The sequence below is a fragment of the Shouchella patagoniensis genome, from assembly GCF_002019705.1.
GTDB lineage: Bacteria > Bacillota > Bacilli > Bacillales > Bacillaceae_D > Shouchella > Shouchella patagoniensis.
On record NZ_KV917377.1, the window covers coordinates 2,476,170 to 2,495,366 of the forward strand.

The 19,197-nt window shown below is 40.9% G+C and carries 19 protein-coding genes; 2 read left to right on the top strand and 17 right to left on the bottom strand.

What is annotated here, in order from left to right; all coding sequences use genetic code 11:
• Positions 1 to 7 precede the first annotated feature (7 nt).
• From BK584_RS13135 to BK584_RS13175, 9 genes are all read right to left on the bottom strand, one after another.
• Entirely contained in the window at positions 8 to 424 is a 417-nt protein-coding gene (locus tag BK584_RS13135; protein ID WP_078393032.1) for a hypothetical protein, read from the bottom strand.
• Between the two features lie 65 nt (positions 425 to 489).
• Positions 490 to 1,062 (bottom strand): thymidine kinase, encoded by a 573-nt coding sequence (locus BK584_RS13140; RefSeq protein WP_078393033.1) that lies wholly within the window; start codon positions 1,060 to 1,062, stop codon positions 490 to 492.
• Positions 1,063 to 1,143: 81 nt separating this feature from the next.
• The gene (locus BK584_RS13145; protein ID WP_054705768.1) at positions 1,144 to 1,386 is read right to left on the bottom strand and encodes a type B 50S ribosomal protein L31; all 243 of its coding nucleotides are present in this window, start codon (positions 1,384 to 1,386) and stop codon (positions 1,144 to 1,146) included.
• Between the two features lie 123 nt (positions 1,387 to 1,509).
• Complete coding sequence (rho, locus tag BK584_RS13150) at positions 1,510 to 2,784, bottom strand: transcription termination factor Rho (protein WP_078393034.1); 1,275 nt, start codon at positions 2,782 to 2,784, stop codon at positions 1,510 to 1,512.
• Between the two features lie 211 nt (positions 2,785 to 2,995).
• Positions 2,996 to 3,961, bottom strand: a complete 966-nt coding sequence (glpX, locus tag BK584_RS13155) for a class II fructose-bisphosphatase (RefSeq protein ID WP_054705765.1) — start codon at positions 3,959 to 3,961, stop codon at positions 2,996 to 2,998.
• Between the two features lie 42 nt (positions 3,962 to 4,003).
• Entirely contained in the window at positions 4,004 to 5,290 is a 1,287-nt protein-coding gene (murA, locus tag BK584_RS13160; protein WP_078393035.1) for a UDP-N-acetylglucosamine 1-carboxyvinyltransferase, read from the bottom strand.
• 104 nt (positions 5,291 to 5,394) lie between these two features.
• On the bottom strand, positions 5,395 to 6,030 hold the full coding sequence (fsa, locus tag BK584_RS13165; protein ID WP_078393036.1) for a fructose-6-phosphate aldolase: 636 nt from the start codon (positions 6,028 to 6,030) through the stop codon (positions 5,395 to 5,397).
• An 86-nt stretch (positions 6,031 to 6,116) separates the two neighbouring features.
• Positions 6,117 to 6,980, bottom strand: coding sequence for a class II fructose-1,6-bisphosphate aldolase (gene fba, locus BK584_RS13170; protein WP_078393037.1), 864 nt, complete (start codon positions 6,978 to 6,980; stop codon positions 6,117 to 6,119).
• Positions 6,981 to 7,213: 233 nt separating this feature from the next.
• Positions 7,214 to 7,576: a response regulator gene (locus tag BK584_RS13175; protein WP_078393038.1), complete on the bottom strand. Its 363-nt coding sequence runs from the start codon at positions 7,574 to 7,576 to the stop codon at positions 7,214 to 7,216.
• A gap of 151 nt (positions 7,577 to 7,727) precedes the next feature.
• On the opposite strand from BK584_RS13175, the gene BK584_RS13180 reads away from it, so the two are divergent.
• A complete protein-coding gene (locus BK584_RS13180) occupies positions 7,728 to 8,246 on the top strand; it encodes a DUF2529 family protein (protein WP_078393039.1) in 519 nt (172 codons plus the stop codon).
• 264 nt (positions 8,247 to 8,510) lie between these two features.
• Here BK584_RS13180 and pyrG read toward each other — a convergent pair whose 3' ends face one another.
• The 7 genes from pyrG to BK584_RS13215 all read right to left on the bottom strand — a co-directional run bounded on the left by pyrG (position 8,511) and on the right by BK584_RS13215 (position 17,017).
• Entirely contained in the window at positions 8,511 to 10,118 is a 1,608-nt protein-coding gene (gene pyrG, locus BK584_RS13185; protein ID WP_078393040.1) for a CTP synthase, read from the bottom strand.
• Positions 10,119 to 10,306: 188 nt separating this feature from the next.
• Positions 10,307 to 10,819 (bottom strand): DNA-directed RNA polymerase subunit delta, encoded by a 513-nt coding sequence (gene rpoE, locus BK584_RS13190; protein ID WP_245808856.1) that lies wholly within the window; start codon positions 10,817 to 10,819, stop codon positions 10,307 to 10,309.
• A 167-nt stretch (positions 10,820 to 10,986) separates the two neighbouring features.
• Positions 10,987 to 11,607, bottom strand: a complete 621-nt coding sequence (locus BK584_RS13195) for a TetR/AcrR family transcriptional regulator (RefSeq protein WP_078393041.1) — start codon at positions 11,605 to 11,607, stop codon at positions 10,987 to 10,989.
• Positions 11,608 to 11,683: 76 nt separating this feature from the next.
• A complete protein-coding gene (locus BK584_RS13200; RefSeq protein ID WP_078393042.1) occupies positions 11,684 to 12,826 on the bottom strand; it encodes an acyl-CoA dehydrogenase in 1,143 nt (380 codons plus the stop codon).
• Positions 12,819 to 13,664 (bottom strand): 3-hydroxybutyryl-CoA dehydrogenase, encoded by an 846-nt coding sequence (locus tag BK584_RS13205; protein ID WP_078393043.1) that lies wholly within the window; start codon positions 13,662 to 13,664, stop codon positions 12,819 to 12,821. Before BK584_RS13205 ends, BK584_RS13200 begins: the two co-directional genes overlap by 8 nt.
• A 3-nt stretch (positions 13,665 to 13,667) precedes the next feature.
• Entirely contained in the window at positions 13,668 to 14,855 is a 1,188-nt protein-coding gene (locus tag BK584_RS13210) for an acetyl-CoA C-acetyltransferase (protein WP_078395597.1), read from the bottom strand.
• Between the two features lie 71 nt (positions 14,856 to 14,926).
• A complete protein-coding gene (locus BK584_RS13215; protein ID WP_078393044.1) occupies positions 14,927 to 17,017 on the bottom strand; it encodes a (Fe-S)-binding protein in 2,091 nt (696 codons plus the stop codon).
• A gap of 140 nt (positions 17,018 to 17,157) precedes the next feature.
• On the opposite strand from BK584_RS13215, the gene cls reads away from it, so the two are divergent.
• Positions 17,158 to 18,357 (top strand): cardiolipin synthase, encoded by a 1,200-nt coding sequence (gene cls / locus BK584_RS13220; RefSeq protein WP_078393045.1) that lies wholly within the window; start codon positions 17,158 to 17,160, stop codon positions 18,355 to 18,357.
• 357 nt (positions 18,358 to 18,714) lie between these two features.
• Here cls and BK584_RS13225 read toward each other — a convergent pair whose 3' ends face one another.
• Positions 18,715 to 19,197, bottom strand: a complete 483-nt coding sequence (locus BK584_RS13225; protein WP_078393046.1) for a DUF456 domain-containing protein — start codon at positions 19,195 to 19,197, stop codon at positions 18,715 to 18,717.

Below are 19,197 nucleotides of genomic sequence, written 5' to 3' on the forward strand. Positions count from 1 at the left end.
TGTTTCTTCACCTTAGATGCACGTCATAACGCGGGATCTCTGCTTTTAAAGCTTTTTGCAGATCGCTCCGCTCTGTTTTTATTTCGCTTTTGCTCCATTTTTCATCTGGATGAGCTTTTACGTAAATATGCCCACCGTTTACAAAAGCTGCTCCTGAACGGAATCCATGTTTTTGTACGATGGCTTCCACTTGACGCGCATCGTCTTCCAGCGTACGATGCTTCACACTTGGATCTTTGTAGCTCGCCCCTGTATTTGTCATTTCGGGATCAAAGCTTTCGTTTTTCATATGCTCAAAATTAAGCGGTCCCGGTCCAAAGGCTCCTTTTCCATAATCATGATCTTGCGAAGTAGCACCCATATTGCCACTCGAACAACCAGCGAGACATAATAGCGCAATGATTCCTGTTTTTGCTACCTTCATGTCCTTCCCCCTTTGCCATTTACCATGGCTCTTATAGGGTTCCACAACATGGCTCTCACATGCACTTATAATTTAGGGTTGGCGTGGCACTTTCTACAGACTGGGTAATAGGAGTCATTGCCACCTATTTGAATTTGGTCCCCGGTATAAATTGGTCTCTTATCTCCATCTACACGCAAATTCATTACCGCTTTTTTATGGCAAAACCAACAAATGGTTTTCATTTCCTCAATTTTATCTGCGTAAATCAACATATATTTACTACCTTCAAACAATTCATTTTGGAAATCATTTTTTAAGCCAAATGCCATAACAGGAATACGTAATTGATCAACAATCGCTGCTAATTGTAACACTTGCTCTTTTGTAATAAATTGAACTTCATCAATTAAAATACAATAAGGCTTTTCCGCACACGAGCTCACGACTTCATAAATATTTGTGTCTTCAAAAACAGATAGTGCCTTTCTCCGCAGTCCAATTCGACTTGACACATACCCAACCTCGTCTCTTGTATCAATACCAGAAGTGAAGATCAAGACGGGTTTACTCTGTTCTTCATAATTATGAGCGACTTTTAAGATTTCAATTGATTTTCCGCTATTCATTGCTCCGTACTTAAAAAAAAGCTGTGCCATACACCATTCCTCCTCACTACCGTTCTTTTTTGCACACCATAAAAAAAACAGGCAAGGAATGCTTGCCTGTCATTTTTATTCTTATAGGTTGTATTTCTTTTTGAAACGATCGACACGTCCACCTGCATCGGCAAGTTTTTGTTTGCCTGTGTAGAATGGGTGTGAATCAGAAGAAATTTCAACTTTAATTAGCGGGTATGTGTTTCCATCTTCCCACTCGATTGTCTCACCAGAACCACGAGTAGAACCAGTTAGGAACTTGAAGCCCGTGCTTGTATCCATGAATACAACTTTTTGATAAGTTGGGTGAATTTCTGTTTTCATTGCATTTCATCTCCTTTTGCCCTGAATCTCTTCGAAACAGAGTTTTCCTCACATAATCGAAATTATAACAAGGGTGCTCTTGATTTGCAAGATCCAGTTTGCATAAACATTCTGGAAAAGCCTTTATCCGCGTTTTTTTCCAGCCATCTCTTTTTCCATCGCTTCAAAAAACTCAACGTTTGTTTTTGTATCCTTAACACGGCGAATAAACTGATCCGTATAGTCTGCGGACTCATTCATCGTTTTTCGAATGGTCCATAATTTATCCAATTGCGTTTTTGGCATAAGAAGCTCTTCTTTTCTTGTGCCTGAACGGCGAATATCAATAGAAGGGAAAATGCGGCGCTCAGCCAAACGACGGTCAAGATGAAGCTCCATATTGCCTGTCCCTTTAAATTCTTCATAAATCACATCGTCCATACGCGAACCAGTATCAACAAGGGCAGTTGCCAGAATCGTCAAGCTTCCACCTTCTTCAATATTACGAGCGGCACCAAAGAACCGTTTTGGACGATGAAACGCCGCTGGATCAATCCCACCAGAAAGCGTACGACCGCTTGGCGGAATAACTAAATTATATGCACGTGCAAGACGTGTAATGGAATCCATTAGAATCACAACATCTTTTTTATGTTCAACTAGCCGCATTGCTCGCTCAAGCACGAGTTCAGCCACTTTAATATGGTTTTCTGGCACTTCATCAAAGGTAGAACTCACAACCTCACCTTTAATCGAACGTTCCATATCCGTTACTTCTTCCGGACGTTCATCAATTAACAATACAATTAATTCAACGTGCGGATGTTTTTCCGCAATGCTATTGGCAACTTCTTTCATTAGGGACGTTTTCCCTGCTTTAGGAGGAGCCACAATCAAACCACGTTGTCCAAAACCAACTGGTGAGACCATGTCGATAATTCGTGATGATACACGTCCAGGTTTGGATTCAAGATCAATCTTTACTTCTGGATACAAAGGGGTTAACGCAGGAAAATATGGACGTTCCCTCGATGTTTCTGGTGATTCACCGTTTACAGCTTCTACATGAAGTAAACCATGGTAACGCTCATTGTCTTTTGGCGGTCTTACCTTACCAGACACTTTATCGCCGTTACGTAAATCAAATCGACGGATTTGTGACGCAGAAATATAAATGTCTTCTGTACTCGGCAAATAATTAATTGGCCGTAAAAAGCCAAAACCTTCAGTCTGAATAATATCCAATACACCTTCCATAAATAAAAGGCCGTCTTGTTCTGCTTGAGCTTTTAAAATAGCAAAAATCAATTCTCTTTTTGTTAGTTTGCTGTAATAAGAGACTTTGAACGTTTTTGCTTGACTATAAAGCTCTTTTAACGTCATATTCTCTAGATCAGCGATGCTTACACTTACACTCATTAATAGCCACCACGCTTCTGTATATATAAATTCATATAAATTCTATTAGTTAGAAATAAATCGTACTGTATTCTACAATCATTGTGTGAAAAGTCAAAGGAAGGTGTTTGGAGAAAGTTCAATTAAGAAGGGAGTTACTAAACTTTATTTTAACCATAATTACCTAAAATAATCAATCTAAAAAAATAGGGGGACGGAATCCCCCCATTTTTTATCGGATCACAAGACCTGGTTTCTTTTTCATGCTATGGGTTCCATCAACAAAACGAACAGTGCCTGACTTAGCGCGCATAACAATGGATTGCGTTACGGCATTCATCCCTTTATAACGGACACCTGTTAATAATTCACCGTCCGTAACACCTGTCGCTGCGAAAATGCAGTCATCTCCTCTAACTAAGTCTTCCATACGGAATAACTTGTTCACATCTTCAATGCCCATTTTCCTACAACGCTCTAATTCATTATCTGATTGCGGGAGCAAGCGCCCTTGAAAATCACCGCCTAAGCATTTTAATCCCGCAGCTGCCAAGACTCCTTCTGGCGCACCGCCCGAACCCATTAACAAATCGACGCCAGTATCATCAAAACCGGTATTTACAGCTGCTGCAACATCACCGTCTGGCAATAACTTGATACGAGCGCCTGCTTGACGTACATCTTGAATTAATTTTTCATGACGTGACCGGTTTAAAATAACAACAACAAGATCTTCAATATCTTTGTTTTTTGCTTTCGCAACCGCTTTTAAATTATCTAGTACAGGTGCATCGATATCAACATTACCAACAGCTTCTGGACCAACAGCAAGCTTGTCCATGTACATATCAGGAGCATGCAAGAGATTACCATGGTCAGCAACTGCAAGAACCGCGAGAGCATTCCACTGCCCATAAGCAACAATATTTGTTCCTTCAAGAGGATCAACCGCTACATCAACACGAGGACCGTAGCCGTTTCCGAGCTTCTCGCCAATGTAAAGCATCGGAGCCTCATCCATTTCCCCTTCTCCAATTACAACGGTTCCTTTCATAGGAATCGTATCAAACACATCACGCATTGCTTCTGTTGCAGCACGATCTGCTTCTTCTTTGTTGCCACGCCCCATCCAACGACCCGATGCAAGCGCTGCTGCCTCGGTAACGCGGACTAGCTCCATTGATAAACTACGTTCCATTTGTTGTGTCCTCCTGATTGGCAATTAAGCGATCTAATAAGGTTAAGATTGATTAACTTGATCGATTTCCTCTTTCGTTAATTCTTCCCGCCATATTTTCGCACCTAATTTTGTTAGTTTTTCTTCTAGATGTTCGTACCCACGATTTACGTGTTCTAAGCCAGAAACCTCTGTGATACCTTCTGCCATCAGTCCAGCTATGACTAAGGCCGCCCCAGCACGTAGATCACTCGCACGCACGTTTGCACCTTGCAATTTGGATTTTCCATTTACAAGTGCAGAGCGCCCTTCTACTTTAACACTTGCACCCATACGCCTAAGCTCATCCACATGTTTAAACCTAGCATCATAAATCGTGTCGGTTACAATGCTTGTTCCTTCAGCACTTGTTAACAAACTTGTAAACGGTTGTTGAAGGTCAGTTGGGAAACCTGGATAAACAAGCGTTTTTATATCAACGCCTTTTTTCTTCACCATACCACTTACAATAATTTGATCATCCCGTACTTCAACATTCGTACCCATTTCCCGCAACTTTGCTGTAACTGATTCCACGTGAGTGGGGATAATATTGTCGATTCGCACTCGTTGACCTATTGCCGCAGCCATAATCATATAGGTTCCTGCCTCAATGCGATCAGGAATGATTGAATGCCTGCAACCATGTAATTGTTGCACACCATCGATCCGAATCACATTTGTTCCGGCACCTTTAATTCGCGCGCCCATGCTCGACAATAATGTAGCAACATCAATAATTTCCGGCTCTTTTGCCGCATTCTCAATCACTGTCCTACCTTTAGCACGAACAGCAGCAAGCATAATGTTAATGGTGGCCCCTACACTAACTACATCTAAATAAATTTTCGCTCCATAAAGCTCATCCGCACGCAAATAAATGGCACCTTGCTCATTGGTTACACGCGCACCCAATGCCTCAAACCCTTTTATATGTTGATCGATTGGCCGTGGACCTAAGTTACAGCCTCCTGGAAGACCAATAACTGCTTTTTTAAATTTGCCTAGCATTGCACCCATCAAGTAATAAGAAGCTCGCAGTTTTTTAACTCGGCCATTTGGAAGGGGCATTGCTACCATGCCTTCTGGATGAACGGTCATCGTTTGATTTTCCATGTCTACTTCTCCGCCGATTTCACGAAGGAGCTCTGCTAATAGGTCAACATCTGAAATAGCGGGTAAATTATCAATAGTAACTGTGCTGTCCGCCAAAATTGCAGCTGGAATAAGCGCTACTGCACTGTTTTTCGCCCCACTAATTTGTACACTTCCTTCTAGTGTATGGCCGCCTTCAATCAATAACTTATGCATCGAAATCCCTTCCTTCACTTACTGGTTACTCAAATCCGAGTAGCACTCAGTATAGCCAGAGTTCGTTAAAAAAGTACGACTTCCTCTATTTATCGACAAAAACCTTATTTATTCCAATCAGCTAAAAACTTTTCAATTCCTTGATCTGTTAAAGGATGTTTTGTTAACTGCTTAATTACTTTTAGTGGGATGGTTCCAATATGGGCCCCACGTTTGGCAGCTTCATTCACATGAATAGGGTGACGGATTGATGCAGCGATGATTTGCGTTGGCAATCCGTGGACATTAAAGATTTGTGTAATATCGGAGATTAATTGAAGGCCATCTTGCCCAATATCGTCAAGTCTCCCTAAAAACGGGGAAACATACGTTGCTCCTGCTCGGGCAGCGAGCAAAGCTTGAGGAACTGAGAAAATAAGTGTCACATTTGTTTTGATTCCTAATTCCGTAAACGCATGAACTGCTTTTAGGCCATCTACTGTCATTGGCACTTTCACTGTAATATTTTCAGAGATTGCAGCAAGCTCTTTTCCTTCTTTAATCATTTCTTCAGCATCAAGAGAAATCACTTCTGCGCTTACACTGCCAGGTACAAGAGCCGCAATCTCTCGAATTCGTTCATGAAAATCGACACCTTCTTTTGCCACTAGCGATGGGTTCGTCGTTACCCCATCTAATATACCTAAATCACGTGCTTCTTTAATTTCATCAATATTAGCCGTATCTATAAAAAATTTCACATTTATCTCTCCCTTATGAAAAAAACGGTTACATTTTAAAATGGAAATAAAAGCAGCCATAAGACTGCTTTTAAAAAATATAGAGATTATGCTTTATTTGAAGAACCAAACTCTCTCATTTTGCCAATAACAGTTGCTTTAATCGCATCACGAGCAGGTCCAAGGTATTTACGAGGATCATATTGCTCTGGTTGCGCTGCTAGCGTTTCACGCACTGCTTTTGCAGAAGAGATTTGGCTTTCTGTATTTACATTAATTTTAGCGTGACCAAATTCAATCGCTTTTTGGATATCTTTTGTAGGAATGCCTGTCCCGCCATGAAGAACAAGAGGAATGCCAACTAAGCCATCAATTTTCTTCATATGGTCAAAACCAAGGTTTGGTTCTCCTTTGTATGGTCCGTGAACAGAACCAAGTGCTGGAGCAAAGCAATCAACGCCAGTTGCTTCAACAAGTTCTTTACATTCTTCAGGAATCGCGTATGAAGCTTCAGCATCATCAACGATAAGATCATCTTCTTGTCCACCAATGCGGCCTAGTTCTGCTTCAACAGAAACACCTAAAGCATGAGCTACTTCTACAACACGGTTAGTCAATGCAATGTTCTCTTCTAATGGATAATGTGAACCATCAATCATGACAGATGTAAAACCTGCATGAATGGCTTCTACACATTTCTCAAAGCTTGAACCATGGTCTAGATGGATTGCAACAGGTACTGTCACATTATATTCTTCCATAAGGTTTTCAACTAAACCTACAATGGTTTTGAAACCACCCATATAGCGTGCAGCACCTTCAGAAACACCAAGAATAACTGGTGATTTCTCTTCTTCTGCCGCCTGCAAAATCGCTTGCGTAAACTCTAAGTTGTTCAAGTTGAATTGTCCAACCGCATAGCTTTCTGCTTTTGCTTTGTTCAACATTTCTTTCATCGATACTAAAGGCATGATCGTCCTCCTTAAATTCGCTTGCCATAGGCATGATGGGCCGCTCAGCAATTTCTATTTTTAAAATAACCCCAGCTTGATGAAGTTATGTGCCAAACACACAAATCAGGTTCGATTTGCCATGCATACCTATATCCTTAATGCGTAGGTCGTGTCCATTATAGCATAACTTTTTTGGATGTGACCCTAGAAAGATACGGAATTTTTAAGAAAGCGATACCACTTTTTATCTGCTACTCATTTAAGTTTTTACGAATTACCTGACGGACATCATCAATATCAAACGGTTTTGCCATATAACTAAGCGCTCCATTTTCCAGCGCCTCATTTACCATATTTAATTCTCCATACGCTGTCATCATAATGACTTTTATATCCGGTTGTTTTTCTTTCAACCTCTTTAGAATTTCCACACCATCCATTCCTGGAATTTTCATATCCAACAAAACAATGCTGATGTTTTCAGTTTCTTGAATTAAGAGAGCTTCCTTGCCACTTGCAGCCTGAAACATTTCATACCCGTCTTTTTGCAACACTTCAGTTAGTAGCACCCTAATTCCGAATTGGTCATCAACGATAAGTACCTTATGGTTCATTTTCTTCCCCCTTCACACATACGCTCATTATTTATATTAATTCGCGCTTTTTCGTGCTTTCCCTCTATTTATTTGCAATCTGTCAAACAGACATCTACAATAAAAGGCAAACTTAAGGCAGACTTGCCTACTTTTGAAAGGACCATGTGCAATGCATAAAATATACACAACCCAATTATTTGGTTTGTTTAAAAACATCAATGAAAAACAAGAGGATCTTCTTGAAGATGCTGGTCGTTTACTTGCTCAAGCTATTGTCATGCAAGGAACGATTTATGTCAAAGGCTTCGACCAATTAAAAGCATTGGAGGAGGCAGCAACAGGGGGATATGACGCTTTGCCTCAAGCAGAAATTCTGAATCAGCAAGGCCTTGGGCCCGAGGATCGACTCCTTCTCTTTGCCCCAGATGCCACAGATGATCGAGTTACTAACCTTTTAGACGTTTGTACTAAAACGAATACACCTGCAATTGTCGTTTCATCTGCTACTGTCTTTGGTATTACAGAACTAGAAAACTGCGACTTATTTCTTGATACTGGTGTAAAAGATGGTCTTATCCCTGATGACGACGGAAATCGCATCGGCCACCCAGGCACCATTGTCGCTTTGTTTATCGCACAACATCTCTGCTTAACAATCACCGATATTCTCTCTGAACTAAACGATTAAAGTAGGTAACCCCTACTTTAATCGATTTTAGCAACTATGCATTTACACAGACCAATGGTCCCCCTTCCGCTTTCCTATCCCCGAATTTCTACTTGTTGAGACTTTGTTGTTGAAGGGACACGATCATCTCAACTGACTCTCGATCGATCCATATCATAATGCTTCTACCTATAACCACAAAAAAGTGAAAGTAAACATTTTCCTCATCTTTTTAACACAAAAAAGCAGTCGCGTCTCTATCAAGCCGCAACTGCCTTCTATTGATTACGATTCTTGCTTTTCAAGTGAAGCTCTAACAAACTCTCTGAACAACGGTTGTGGACGCGTTGGACGAGAAACAAACTCTGGGTGGAATTGGCTTGCTACAAAAAATGGATGGTCAGCCACTTCAATGATTTCAACAAGACGACCATCTGGGCTTGTACCAGAGAAGATAAACCCTGCTTTTTCCATTTGATCACGATACTCGTTGTTAAACTCATAACGATGACGGTGACGCTCATAAATAACTTGTTCACCGTATGCAGCATGAGCTACCGTACCTTCTTCCAATTTGCATGGGTATAGACCAAGACGTAATGTTCCACCAAGATCTTCAACATCTTTTTGCTCTGGAAGCAAGTCAATGATTGGATATGGTGTAGAAGGGTTTAGTTCAGCTGAATTCGCACCTTCCATTCCGAGTACAGTACGCGCAAACTCAACAGAAGCAAGTTGCATACCTAAACAGATACCAAGGAATGGAATCTTGTTTTCACGCGCAAATCGGGTAGCGGTAATCTTTCCTTCGATACCACGATCTCCAAAACCTCCTGGTACAAGAATACCGTCCACGTCTTTAAGTTGTTCAATAACATTCTCATCTGTTAATTGTTCTGAATAAACCCAGTCAATCTCAATGTCTGCATCCACATTGTAACCAGCATGACGTAATGCTTCCGCTACTGAAAGATACGCATCTTGTAATTCGACATATTTACCAACAAGAGCAATTCGAACTTTCTTAGACAAATTGTTTACTCGGTCAACAAGAGCAGTCCATTCTTCCATATTTGCTTGACCAGATTGTAATTTCAAATGATCACAAACAATTTGGTCAAGGTTTTGAGCTTGAAGATCAAGAGGCACTTGGTAAAGCGTATCTGCATCTCCGCATTCAATTACAGCTTCCTTGCGAATGTCACAGAATAACGCAATTTTGTCCTTCATATCTTGCGGCACAGGGCGCTCGGTCCGCACAACAATGACATTTGGTTGAATCCCTAACGAACGTAGTTCTTTAACCGAGTGTTGTGTTGGTTTGGATTTCATTTCACCCGCTGCTTTTAAATATGGGATTAACGTACAGTGAAGATAGAGAACATTATCCATACCTACATCGCTTTTGATTTGACGAATCGCTTCTAAAAACGGCAAACTCTCAATATCCCCTACTGTCCCGCCAATTTCTGTAATAACAACGTCAGCTCCAGTCTCACGACCAGCGCGAAAAACGCGTTCTTTAATTTCATTTGTCACATGAGGAATAACTTGTACGGTTCCACCTAAATAATCACCGCGGCGCTCTTTCTTAAGTACAGTAGAATAAACACGCCCCGTGGTTACATTCGAATTTTGGCTTAAATTAATATCTATAAAACGTTCATAGTGGCCTAAATCTAAGTCCGTCTCTGCCCCGTCATCCGTAACAAATACTTCTCCATGCTGATACGGGCTCATTGTACCTGGGTCAACATTAATGTATGGGTCAAACTTCTGTATGGTTACCTTTAACCCACGATTTTTAAGCAAACGTCCAAGAGACGCTGCTGTAATACCTTTTCCAAGTGACGAAACAACGCCACCTGTTACGAAAATATACTTTGCTGCCATTTTGTTTCCTCCTCTATTCAATTAAGGGGATGCTCCATTTTATCGTTGATCTATCAAAAAAAAAAACAAAAGTGGCACCTCACCCACGAAGAATGGGGCGCACTTTTGTTTATAATCTCCATTATATAAGCTCATAATGAGCCCAAAAATGATTTTACCTAGTTCACATCAAGAAGTCAAGCTGACAATTAATCTTCTTCTTCTTCAGAATGCTCTTCATCTTCATCAAAATCTGGAAGACTATCATCATCGTCATCTTTATCATCAAACTCATCGTCGTCGTCCTGATCCTCTTCATCGGCTAGCTCATCTAGCTCATCTTCCAAGTCCTCGAACTCATCTTCCTCGACGTCATTATCGAAGACATACTCGTCATCGTCATCATTTTTTGATTTACGACGCTTTGCCGGTATCGCAGAGATAGTAATTTCTTCTTCTGACTGTTCATGAGGGTACCACGCTTTCAGTCCCCATTTATTGTCACCAAGAGTAAGAAAACGACCATCAATATTTAAATCCGTATATAGAAATGAAATGCGCGCGTCCATTTCTGTCTTAGACAAACCTTTTATCTTCGCTACCGCTTCAAGCAAGTCGTAGAAATTATAAGGCTGTCTTTTATCAACCATTAATGCATACGCCGTTTCTACCATTGACATTTCATTCAGGTCTTCTTTTTTTAAGGATTGCAAATCAACCACAACCGAGCACGCCCTTTCCATCTTAACCAATTTGTTCTCACATCTCTATTGTAAGCCATCAGTTGATAAAATCATACGTCCCATTATAAACATATTTCATCTTTATTGCTAGTTAAAATCCGCTCCCTCACATTCGAAAAGCCGCAGTCTGCAAAACCTGCGGCAACTTAAGGCAAATATGCAGTTAGTAACTGCTTTGTTTGTTGTTCTGTAAAAGCTTCAAGATCTAGCACACTTTGCAGTGCCCACCTACGAAACGTCCACATTTGACCCATTACAAGAATCGTATGCGCCAATAGATGTTGATCTTTGCTTGATATCAGTAATTCCCCACTATTTGCACAATCAAAAATTAACGTTTCCATCATTTCAACCATTTCCAATTCTTTCTTTAATACATAAGGCAAGGTTTCTTTTGGCAACGATTTTGTTTCTTGATACATAACAAGCACTTCTTCTTGCATATCGTTCACAACCGAAAAATAGGCATGAATCGCTTTTTTTAATCGTTCTAGAGCCGTACCGGTTGTGTCTAGTTGGACTCTCACTTTTTCTGTTACCTCATCATAGATCGAATCACAAACGAGGTAGAGAACATCTTCTTTCGCACCAATGTATTCATATAATGTGCCAATGCTAAACCCAGACTCCTTGGCTATTTCTCTCGTTGTTGTTCGGTGAAACCCTTTTTCAATAAATAAATGCACAGCACCTTTAATCATTTGTTCCCGACGCTTTTTTACTAATTGTTGATCCTTTACCATTGACGGAACGATTTTTTTTGACATTCTTTTTGTACCTACTTCCCGCTGCTTTCTTCGTTTTTTTGTTATCTTAACACGAAGATGCATCCGTTGCACGAAGCTAGACGGTTAAATGCCTGGCAATGACCATTTGCTGAATTTCACTCGTACCTTCATAAATCTCGCACACTTTTGCATCTCGGAAGTACCGTTCTACCGGATATTCTTTCATATAGCCGTAACCGCCATACACTTGAATCGCTTTTGTTGCCACATCCATCGCTATTCTAGATGAAAATAACTTAGCCATAGAAGCTTCCTTCGCACACGGAAGATTACGCTCTTTTAATTGAGCGGCAGCGTATGTTAACTGTTTTGCCGCTTCCGTATCCGTGGCCATATCGGCGAGCTTAAATGCTAAACCTTGATGTTCAAGTAACTTCTTACCGAATTGCTTGCGTTCATTTGCATAACCACTTGCTGCTTCTAAGGCTGCTTCTGCAATTCCAAGGGATTGTGCTGCTATACCAATCCGACCTGAATTTAAGTTCGAGAGCGCGATCTTTAACCCTTCTCCTTCATTGCCAAGCAATTGGTCTGACGATACTTTACAATTTTCGAATAATACTTCTGTTGTCGTTGATCCATACAAGCCAAGTTTCTTTTCTTTTTTGCCAATGATTAACCCTTCTGTATTTTCTTCGACAATAAAACAAGAAATCCCTCTAGAACCCGCAGCTGAATCGGTTACAGCAAAAACGATATAGGTCCCCGCTTCGCCCCCATTCGTAATAAATACTTTTGCCCCATTTAAAATATAGCCGTCCCCGTCTTTTTCAGCTTTTGTTCGCAAGGACTTTGCATCACTTCCGGCATTGGGTTCCGTTAAGCAGAAAGCACCAATCATTTCTCCTGAAGCAAGCTTTGGAACGTATTTCTGCTTTTGCTCCTCTGTCCCGTATAATACAATCGGCACTGTTCCAACCGATGTATGAACACTCATAATTAGCCCGATTGCAGCACTTACTTTTGATACTTCATGGACAGCAATTATATAAGAAACAAAATCCATTCCAGAGCCGCCATACTTCTCTGGAATTGGGACACCCATTAAACCAAGATCTCCCATTTTTTTGATTACCTCGCGTGGAAAGTGCTCTTTTTCTTCCATCTGTTCTACAGCAGGAAAAATTTGTTCTTTAGCAAATTCACGCACCATTTTTTGCATCATTAATTGTTCTTCATTGAACAAAATACTACTCATAAACAAAGAACCCCCTACCCGTTTTCTTCCCTAACCACCCTGCTTGAACGTATTTTTTTAAAAGCGGACAAGGTCGGTATTTGCTATCACCAAAACCATCATGTAAAACGTTCATAATTGATAAGCACGTATCAAGTCCAATAAAATCAGCAAGTGTAAGTGGTCCCATTGGATGGTTCATCCCAAGCTTCATAACCGTATCAATATCCTCTGCCGAGGCAACTCCTTCATATAAAGTAAAAATGGCTTCATTGAGCATTGGCATTAAAATACGGTTCGATACAAACCCAGGAAAATCTTCAGCCGAAACTGGTATCTTGCCAAGTTTTTTTGATGTTGCCATAATTTCCTCATATACGTCATCCGATGTTGCTAATCCTCGTATGACCTCAACTAATTTCATTCGAGGTACAGGGTTCATAAAATGCATTCCAATGACTTGCTCCGGACGCGATGTTATACTTGCGATATCGGTTATTGGCAATGAAGACGTATTTGTGGCCATAATTGATCCTTCTGGGGCAAATTCGTCAATCGTTTTAAAAATCTGCTTCTTTATCTCACCGTTCTCTGTTGCCGCTTCAATGACTAATTCTGCTCGAGCCGCTTCAGATAACTGAAAAACAGGTTCAATTAGCTTGAGTGTGGACTCCACATCTTCTTCCTTTGCATATCCTTTTTTGAGTAGCCTACCTAGACGACCCTCAATACCTAGCTTCCCTCGTTCAGCAAGTTCTTTGCTTTGATCATGTAGGAGTACATGAAAACCTTTTGCAGCAAATACCTCTGCAATCCCTGCTCCCATTTGACCTGCGCCAACTACCATCACTGTATTCATTTATTATTCTCCTTCCACATAAAGCAAGACTGCGTCACCTTGACCGCCACCACTGCATATCGCAGCAATTCCATAGCCACCACCACTGCGTTTTAATTCATAAGCAAGAGTTAATATAATTCTTGCGCCACTAGCCCCGATAGGATGCCCATACGCAACAGCTCCACCGTTCACATTTACCTTATCTTCATCAAGACCGGCGAGTTGATTTCCTGCTAGCGCCACAGCAGCAAACGCTTCATTAATCTCAAAACGCTTTATTTTTCCAAGATTAAATCCTGTCTTCTCAAGTAAGGAGTTAATGACAAGCCCTGGAGTTTTAGGGAAATCTTCAGGAGCCACTGCTAACTTATCATGAGCAATTATCGTTGCAAGCACGTGCTTATTTTCTTTTTTAGCTCTTTCATCACTCATCAAGACCATTGCACACGCCCCGTCATTCACACCTGGCGCATTACCCGCGGTGATTGTTCCATCCTTGCTGAAAGCTGGGCGAAGTGCTTCAAGCGATTCCAATGTTGTATTAGATCTTGGCGCTTCATCTTGTTCCACCACAGTTACTTTCCCTTTTTTCCCTTTCACTTCAACCGGAACGATTTCCTCGTTTATGATACCGCTTTCAACTGATTGAATAGCGAGCTTTTGACTTCTTACAGCCCAGCGATCTTGGTCCGCGCGCGAGAGACCGAGTTCCTCTGCTGTTTTACTTCCGTAAACACCCATATGAACATTTGAAAACGAGCATGTGAGGCCATCATATACCATGCCATCGACCAACGTCGTATCACCCATCCGTGCGCCAAAACGTGCCTTCGGCATATAGTATGGTGCATTTGACATCGACTCCATACCGCCCGCAAGAACCACTTCTGCTTCACTCGAACGAATCGCAAGATCAGCTAATGTGACTGCTCGCATTCCCGAAGCACAGACTTTGTTAATTGTTTCTGTTCTTACATTCCACGGAATTCCCGCTTCATGCATTGCCTGCCTAGAAGGTAATTGCCCCACACCAGCTTGCAGAACATTCCCCATAATCACTTCATCCACTTGATTTGGTTTTATTTCGGCTCTTTTTAATGCTTCTTTTAAAGCAACTCCACCAAGTTCTGTAGCTTTCAGCGTCGAAAGGGCGCCCCCCATTTTTCCAATTGGTGTCCGTGCCCCGCTCACAATAACTGTCTTCACAATTGTCTCTCCTCTTCCGAGCGAACGCTCGGTCATAATTGTTTGAAAGACAAGATTCGCTAAAGCGAATCTTGTTAAGCTGATTCTTCTATTGATTTTTCTAATATCTCTGCTACATCTAACGTTTGTACATCATCTTCTTTTTCAAGTGCTTTTGTTCCATCACTTAACATGGTCAAACAATATGGGCAAGCGCTTCCAATAACAGACGGAGAAACCGCCAAAGCTTGCTCAGTTCGTGCAACATTGACACGCTGACCCTTGTCTTCTTCCATCCACATCATTCCACCACCTGCACCACAACACATACCGTTCTCTTTATTACGCTCCATCTCTACAACATGTACACCAGGAATGTGTTTTAAAATCTCACGTGGTGGATCATAAACATCATTATAGCGTCCTAAATAACAAGAATCATGAAACACAATCGTTTCTTGTACTTCCTTGGTTGGCACAAGCCGACCTTCCTCTAGCAATTTAGCTAACAGTTCAGTGTGGTGATAGACTTCTACGTCTTCCAAACCAAAATCCGGATATTCATTCTTTAACGTATTATATGCGTGGGGATCAATGGTCACGATCTTTTTCACATTATTCTTTTGAAACAACTCAATGTTTGCGCTCGCAAGCTCTTGAAATAAAAATTCATTCCCTAAACGACGCGGTGTGTCGCCAGAATTCTTTTCCTTATTCCCGATAATCGCAAAAGATACACCTGCCAGGTTTAAGAGTTTTGCAAATGATTGCGCAACTTTTTGGCTACGATTATCATAAGCTCCCATTGATCCAGCGAAAAATAAGTACTCAAATTCCTCGCCTTTTTTGCTCAATTCTTTTACTGTTGGAACCTCTATATCATCACGCCCATCGCGCCAGTTTTCACGTTCTTTCCGGCTAATACCCCATGGGTTACCTTGACGCTCGATATTTTGCATCGCTCGCTGTGCATCTGGGTCCATCTTACCTTCAGTCAATACTAAATAACGGCGCAAGTCAATGATTTTATCAACATGTTCGTTCATGACTGGACATTGGTCTTCACAGTTACGGCAAGTCGTACACGCCCAAATCTCGTCTTCTGTAATGACATCTCCAATTAAGCTCACATCGTATCCCGCTGCTGCTTCTTCATGTCCTTGTGATGCGAGCACATTTGCTGTTGTACCAGCAAATGCATAGGATGGCATCCACGGCGTACGAGACGTAATCGCAGCTCCTTTTTCCGTCAAATGATCTCTCATCCGAAGTAAAAGGTCCATCGGTGATAGCATTTTCCCAGTCCCCGTTGCTGGACACATATTTGTACAGCGCCCACACTCTACGCATGCATATAAATCAAGCAATTGTTTTTGATTGAAATCTTCAATTTTTCCGACTCCAAAACTTTCGGCATCTTCTTCTTCAAAATCGACTTTCGCTAATCGTCCTACATTATGCGTACGCCCTAAAAACACATTCGCAGGTCCGGTGATTAAATGGGCGTGCTTTGATTGAGGTACATAAACTAAAAACGTTAATAAGAATAAAAGATGTGCCCACCAAAAAACAAAGAATAAAGCTGCTGCTACTGATGGAGCAATCCAAGTTGATGCAAAAGCAACCGCAGAGGCGAGTGGTTCAAACCCTGTTAATTCTTTGCCTAGCCAAATCATTTCCATGCCTTTTGCAAAGGTTTTTGAAACCATTAGACCACCAATAAATATAAGAACAAGTCCTGCTTTCCAACCACGTTTAAGGCGAACAATCTTTTCCATGTAGCGTCTGTAAAATGCCCATACAACAGCTACCAATATCATCGCAACGACAATTTCTTGGAAGAACGTAAAATAAGGATAAACCGGACCAAGAGGTAAGTGACTACCTGGATTTAAGCCTTTCCATATTAAATCAATTGCCCCGAATTGGACCATTAAGAATCCATAAAAAAACATAATATGGATCAATCCACTTTTCTTGTCTTTCATCAATTTTTTATGGCCAAATACATTTACCCAAATTGCCTGCAATCTTTCTTGCATTGTCTTTTCAAACGCTGCTTTCTTTCCTAATTTAATAAATTGGATACGCGTTAAGACCAAATATCCGAATAAGAAAACCGCGTAACCGGTTACAAGAAGAAATAAAACCCAATTGGCAATTAGTAGTGTAGAATTGACTTCCATAAAGTACCTCCTCCAGCTATTCTTAAGCGTAGTATAACATAAGTTTAAATGAATGAGCATTCAGTCATATATTTTTTTTGTCTTTTTGGATGTTTACACAAAAATTCGGAAACGCTAAATGAACAGAAGGAGGGCTTAACGTGTGGTGGGTTTTATTTATTATCCTCTTCTTCCTCATTGTGAGTGCATGGGGGCGTTATGACTATTCACAGGGCTTAAAACAGCTGCGTGAAGAGAGAGTACCTACAATTAGCAAACATTCGTTTAGCGAAACCATGCTCTTAACAACGGGAGAAGATTTCCTTGACCAGCTTCTTGATGATGTCTTAAAAGCGAAAAAGCATGTGCATATTCAATTTTATATCTTCCGTAGTGACCAAACAGGAAAACGAGTGATTGATTCTCTATGTAAAAAGGCAGAAGAAGGGGTTGAAGTTCGTCTCCTAGTAGATCGATTTGGCTGTAAACTTTCTCACTCTTTAAAGAAAAAACTCTCATCTGCTGGAGTCGATTTTTATTGCTCTGCCACCCTAAAAAGACCCTATTTATTCTTTTCATTAAATCGAAGAAACCATCGGAAACTAGCTATTATTGATGGGAAGATTAGTTATATTGGTGGATTTAATGTCGGTGATGAATATTTAGGGCGTAATCCTTTTTTTGGTTTTTGGCGTGATTTCCATCTCCGAATTACGGGGGAAGGAAGTGCCCTTGTGCAAGAGCAATTTTTACAAGATTTCAAAGCAGTTTCTCGTACAAAATTGCCCAATCGTGACTCTTTTTTCCCTAAATTAGAACAGGGCACTCAACCTTTGCAGTTTTTAAGCACTTCGGGTGTAGGACTCGAACGGCAATTAATCACAATGATTGAACATGCAACACACTCATTAATTATTTGCACACCGTACTATATCCCATCAAAGCAGCTTCACCAAGCCGTACTCGATGCATCACAGCGTGGCATAAACGTGTCACTGATTCTTCCAGAGAAAGCAGACCATCCTCTTGTTAAACACGGTGCGACTCCATTCGTAATGGAGGCCATTCGTGCTGGCGTTCTCGTATACCACTATTATCGAGGCTTTTACCATGTAAAAGCGATTATAGCAGACAAAAACGATTGTTTGCTCGGTACCCCAAATTTCGATAGGCGTAGTCTTCATTTAAATGATGAGATGAGTTGTATCAGCAAGGACCCTTCATTTATTAATCAAGTATTGTCTGTTGTTAACTATGATCTGTCTATCTCTACAAATGTCACTTTAGAAAAGCTTGAGCATAGACCCATTCTTGATAAAATAAAAGAACGCATTGCAGCACCTTTTGCAGGACTGCTATAAAAAGAATCTCGAGCATGGTGCCCAAGTTTTACCTTATCGACAAAGTACGGTAATACGAGACCGTCGACAAGCTATTTTACTGAAGTTTGAATAGACGATGCCTTTCCTTCTTTACCCTCGCTTCTGGCATACACTTCGCTTTCCGCAGGCGACGAATGATCTCTTTAGTGCTTGATGATGACAAAGTTACTTGAGGATAAAAACTGAATACCTATGCTCGTCAAGTGAGCTTAAGCAATACCAATTAATCAATCTAAAATTTAATGGATATGAGAAAAATACCTCTGCGATTAAAAACATCTCAGAGGCATTTTGTCTATGGATTGAAACAGGGATCTCGGGACCAAAGTTTCTTTTCTATGAAATCCACACTTCAATAAAGAACCAAATAATCATAACGGTTTGCACAACCGCCTTTGCAAAAGAACTGCTTAAAAAAGCTAGGAACGACGCAAAGGCGATGCGGACCGCATCATTAAGTGTTTGCTGTTGCAATAATTCCGTCAGCAGGACAAGGACAAACGGCACGATAATTAAGCCAAATGGGGGATAAACAAACGCACCTATAATAACGCCAATAAGCGCTGCACGCTCGCCCCACTTCGTTCCACCGGTACGTTTAACAAAAACAATATTTGCTAGAATATCAACGACTAACAAGAACACTGTTAAAACGCCCATACCAATCCAAAACCACACGCTTAACGAACCTGATAATGCAAATAGATAGATGAGAAACCCGCCCCATAGGACGATGACTGAAGGAATAATAGGAACAACTAACCCTACATAGCTGGCAATAAAAAATACAGCAATGAGCAGCCACCAAATCATATCCAT

Bases quoted from the DNA above. Each gene is read 5' to 3' on its own strand.
- BK584_RS13135 (WP_078393032.1), bottom strand. From the start codon at position 424: ATGAAGGTAGCAAAAACAGGAATCATTGCGCTATTATGTCTCGCTGGT.
- BK584_RS13140 (WP_078393033.1), bottom strand. From the start codon at position 1,062: ATGGCACAGCTTTTTTTTAAGTACGGAGCAATGAATAGCGGAAAATCA.
- BK584_RS13145 (WP_054705768.1), bottom strand. From the start codon at position 1,386: ATGAAAACAGAAATTCACCCAACTTATCAAAAAGTTGTATTCATGGAT.
- rho (WP_078393034.1), bottom strand. From the start codon at position 2,784: ATGAGTGTAAGTGTAAGCATCGCTGATCTAGAGAATATGACGTTAAAA.
- glpX (WP_054705765.1), bottom strand. From the start codon at position 3,961: ATGGAACGTAGTTTATCAATGGAGCTAGTCCGCGTTACCGAGGCAGCA.
- murA (WP_078393035.1), bottom strand. From the start codon at position 5,290: ATGCATAAGTTATTGATTGAAGGCGGCCATACACTAGAAGGAAGTGTA.
- fba (WP_078393037.1), bottom strand. From the start codon at position 6,980: ATGCCTTTAGTATCGATGAAAGAAATGTTGAACAAAGCAAAAGCAGAA.
- BK584_RS13175 (WP_078393038.1), bottom strand. From the start codon at position 7,576: ATGAACCATAAGGTACTTATCGTTGATGACCAATTCGGAATTAGGGTG.
- BK584_RS13180 (WP_078393039.1), top strand. From the start codon at position 7,728: ATGCATAAAATATACACAACCCAATTATTTGGTTTGTTTAAAAACATC.
- pyrG (WP_078393040.1), bottom strand. From the start codon at position 10,118: ATGGCAGCAAAGTATATTTTCGTAACAGGTGGCGTTGTTTCGTCACTT.
- BK584_RS13195 (WP_078393041.1), bottom strand. From the start codon at position 11,607: ATGTCAAAAAAAATCGTTCCGTCAATGGTAAAGGATCAACAATTAGTA.
- BK584_RS13200 (WP_078393042.1), bottom strand. From the start codon at position 12,826: ATGAGTAGTATTTTGTTCAATGAAGAACAATTAATGATGCAAAAAATG.
- BK584_RS13205 (WP_078393043.1), bottom strand. From the start codon at position 13,664: ATGAATACAGTGATGGTAGTTGGCGCAGGTCAAATGGGAGCAGGGATT.
- BK584_RS13215 (WP_078393044.1), bottom strand. From the start codon at position 17,017: ATGGAAGTCAATTCTACACTACTAATTGCCAATTGGGTTTTATTTCTT.
- BK584_RS13225 (WP_078393046.1), bottom strand. From the start codon at position 19,197: ATGGATATGATTTGGTGGCTGCTCATTGCTGTATTTTTTATTGCCAGC.